Source organism: Pseudonocardia sp. SID8383 (genome assembly GCF_009864975.1).
Taxonomy (GTDB): domain Bacteria; phylum Actinomycetota; class Actinomycetes; order Mycobacteriales; family Pseudonocardiaceae; genus Pseudonocardia; species Pseudonocardia alni.
Map to the genome: position 1 here is coordinate 1 of NZ_WWFY01000347.1, position 2,664 is coordinate 2,664.

3 protein-coding genes are annotated in these 2,664 nt (G+C 75.7%); 2 read left to right on the forward strand and 1 reads right to left on the reverse strand.

The annotated features are described in order from the left end of the window. Positions 1-114 precede the first annotated feature (114 nt). A complete protein-coding gene (locus tag GTW08_RS08370) occupies positions 115-948 on the forward strand; it encodes an SAM-dependent methyltransferase (protein ID WP_161151727.1) in 834 nt (277 codons plus the stop codon). 6 nt (positions 949-954) lie between these two features. Here GTW08_RS08370 and GTW08_RS08375 read toward each other — a convergent pair whose 3' ends face one another. Next, positions 955-1,770 (reverse strand): crotonase/enoyl-CoA hydratase family protein, encoded by an 816-nt coding sequence (locus GTW08_RS08375; protein WP_161151728.1) that lies wholly within the window; start codon positions 1,768-1,770, stop codon positions 955-957. Between the two features lie 79 nt (positions 1,771-1,849). Here GTW08_RS08375 and GTW08_RS08380 point away from each other — a divergent pair. Beyond that, positions 1,850-2,664 (forward strand): MFS transporter (locus GTW08_RS08380; RefSeq protein ID WP_161151729.1); only part of this gene is annotated, 815 nt, incomplete at its 3' end.

The following is a 2,664-nucleotide window of genomic DNA, read 5'->3' on the forward strand; positions in this document are numbered from 1 at the left end:
GCGGCTGCTCGCGCTGGCGGGCCACCCCGGCGTCGCCGCCGGCACCGCGGCGGAGCTGCACGATGTCCTGTCGGGACTTGCGACCCGGGAGACACCGGCGAGAGGGTGACGCCCATGACCGTCCCGGAGCCCGTGCCCGACCCGGTGGACGAGATCGACCTGACGCTCCCCAACCCGGCCCGCGTCTACGACTACATGCTCGGCGGCGCCCACAACTTCGCCACCGACCGGGAGTTCGCCGAGCGTGTGCTCGCCGCCCTGCCCGACACCCGGGAGGTCGCGCTCGCCAACCGGGCCTTCCTCGGCCGGGCCGTGCGGGCCTGCCTGGACCGCGGGGTGCGCCAGTTCCTCGACCTCGGGTCCGGCATCCCGACCGCCGAGCCGGTACACGAGATCGCCCACCGCGCCGACCCCGCGGCGCGCGTGGCCTACGTCGACGTCGAGCCGGTGTCGGTCGCGATGAGCCGCCAGATCCTGACCGGTGTGGACGGTGCCTCGATCACCGCCGCCGACCTCACCGACGCCGGGGCCGTGCTCGCCGCGCCGGGTGTCGCGGGCCTGCTCGACCCGGCCGAGCCGGTCGCCGTGCTCGCGGTGTCGGTGCTGCACTTCGTCCGCGACGACGACCTGCTCGGCGCCCTGTTCGACCGCTACGTGACGGCGTTCGGGCCCGGCAGCATGCTCGTCGTGTCGCACGGCAGCACCGACGTCGACGACCCGCACACCGCCGAGCGGATGCGCACCATCGAGCGGTTCACCCGGGACACCGCGCAGCCGGCGCGCTCCCGCGACCGCGCCCTGCTGCGCCGGCTGTTCGTCGACCGGCCCGGGCACCGGCTGGAGCTGCTGGAACCGGGCCTGGTCGACGTCAGCGACTGGCGGGCCGAGGACGGGCAGCCACCCGCAGGGATGTACGCGGTCGTCGGGGAGGTCGTCGGGCGACGGTAGGGCGGGTCAGTCCCGGTAGACGCCCTGGCGCTTCTCCATGAACGCGCTGACGGCCTCGGTCAGGTCGGCCGAGACCAGCTGGCCGCCGTTCCAGGTGGCGATCTGGTCGAGCCCGTCCGCGACCGAGTGGTCGCGGGCGTAGGTGATCGCGTGCTTGGTGCCGCGCAGGGCCAGCGGCGACTTCGCGGCCAGCGACGCGGCCAGCTCGGCGACGCCCGCCTCCAGCGCCTCGGCGTCGGCGTACACGCCGTTGATCAGGCGCAGCTCCTTCGCCTCGGTGCCCGACACCGGCCGGCAGGTGTAGGCCATCTCGCGGGCCACACCCTCGCCGACGATCCGCGGCAGCCGCTGCAGCACGCCGACGTCGGCGGCCAGGCCCATGTCGACCTCCTTCAGCACGAACGACGCGTCGGCGGTCGCGTAGCGCAGGTCGCAGGCGACGGCCAGGTCCAGGCCTGCCCCGAGGCAGACGCCCTGGATCGCGGCGACGACCGGCTTCCGGCAGCGCTCGATCGCGGTGAGGCAGTCCTGCAGGTCGAGGATGGTGCGGCGCAGCGCGTCGGCGCCGTGCCCCACCGAGTCGTCCGACGCGGTCTCGCGCAGACCGCCCAGCATCGACACGTCGATGCCCGAGCAGAAGTGCCGCCCGTTGCCGCTGATCACCACGACCCGCACGGCGGGGTCGGCGTCCAGCTCGCGCACCGCGTCGCGCAGCCCGAACCACATCGGCTCGTGCAGCGCGTTCGCCGCCTTCGGGCGGTCCAGGCGCAGCCGCGCGACCCCGTCCGCCACCTCGACCGCGATCCCCGTCGGTTCACCCATGTCGCGTCACTCCGTCCTCGTCGCCGGTCCTCGCTGCGGAGGCTACCGGTAGGTAACCCCCGGCTGGCAGGATGCGACGGTGCGGCAGGGAGGCCGGGGGGACCGGACGTGGCTCGCGGCCTGCGGGCTGCTGTTCGCGACGGCCTTCGGCACGAACGTCCCGACCCCGCTGCTGCTGGTCTACCGGGACGAGCTCGATCTGTCGGCGAGCACGCTCGCCGCGATCTTCGGGGTGTACGCGCTCGGGCTGGCGCCGTCGCTGCTGCTGGGCGGGCCGGCGTCGGACCGGTTCGGGCGGGTGCGGGTGCTGCTGCCGGTCGCCGCCGGGGTCGCCGGGGCGTCGCTGCTGTTCCTCGGCGGGGCGTCGGCGCTGTGGCTGCTGTTCGCGGCCCGGTTCCTGCAGGGGCTGGCGTCGGGTGCGGTGTTCTCGGTGGGCAGCGCCTGGCTGCAGGACCTCGCCGGGCCGGACGGCGCGCCGCGGGCCGCGCGGGCGGCGTCGGTCGCCCAGACCGCCGGCTTCTGCCTCGGGCCGCTGACCTCCGGGCTGCTCGCGACCTCCGGGCCGCTGCCGCTCGCCCTGCCCTACCTCGTGCACGTGGCCCTGGTGGTGGTGGCGGTCGCCGCGGTGCTCGCCACCGTCGGGACGGGGACCCGCCCGGCCGGGCCGCCGTCCCGCGGCCTGCTGCCCCGGCCGGGCCTGACCCCGGCCGCGCGGCGGGTGTTCGTGCGGGTGGTCGTGCCGACCGCGGTGTGCGTGTACGCGTTCCCGTCGGTCGCGGTGACCGTGCTGCCGCTGCTGCTGCCCGGGATCTCCGGCGCGGTCGCGTTCACCGGGCTGCTCGCCGCGCTGACCCTGGGCACCGGGACGCTGGTGCAGCCCTTCGCGCACCGCCT